Origin of the sequence: Haloferax sp. Atlit-10N (genome assembly GCF_003586325.1) — an archaeon.
Lineage (GTDB): Archaea > Halobacteriota > Halobacteria > Halobacteriales > Haloferacaceae > Haloferax > Haloferax prahovense.
This window is the reverse complement of record NZ_PSYX01000077.1, coordinates 1-673: the sequence shown is the minus strand read 5'-3', so window position 1 is coordinate 673 and position 673 is coordinate 1. Positions and strand designations below refer to the sequence as shown.

General features: G+C 56.8%; 1 protein-coding gene. It reads right to left on the bottom strand.

The annotated features are described in order from the left end of the window. On the bottom strand, window positions 1-673 hold a 673-nt coding region (locus tag C5B91_RS21245; RefSeq protein ID WP_119713028.1), incomplete at both ends, for a PAS domain S-box protein.

Genomic DNA, 673 nt, shown 5'->3' with positions numbered 1-673 from the left:
TCACCGTCGGCGTGTACAGTTGGGAGTGGACCGTTCAGATCGGTGAGTGTTGTCGAGTGGGCTGTGGGCCGAAGAGTGTTGGCCTCACCATCGAAGAGATAGACCGCACTCGCATCCAGATTGAGTACACCAGGTGTGTCATCGACGACGTGCTGGGCGATTTCCTGATGGGTTTCTGCGTAGAGGAAGTCGCGGGCCGTCTCGTGGAGCGTGGCGAGGGCCTCCTCACGCTGCTTGCGTTTCGTGATTTCCCGACAGCTGAAAAGAAGGGTGCCATCCTGGATCGAAACCTCGCGAACGTTGACGAGGAGCGTATGCTCACGTCCAGCTTTGTCTGTCGCCGTGGTTTCGATGTTCTTGAGCACCCCGTCTTCCGCGAGTTCCTCTCGGTCGAAGAGATCCTCTCCGAGGAGGTCATTGATCGTTCCTAGCCCCCTTATCTCATCGACCGTGTATCCAAATATAAAGTGAGCGTTGGGACAGACGTAGGTGTACTCACCGTCCTCGTCCGTGATGAGGACGGTGTCGGTCATGTTGTTGAGCGTGACGCGATGGAGTTCCTCCGATTGCCGGAGATTCCGTTCGAGGTCGACGCGCTCGGTGATGTCGACACCTTCAACAACGATTGAGACGATATCACCGCGCTCATTCTCAACTGGGCGGACAGAGAGGA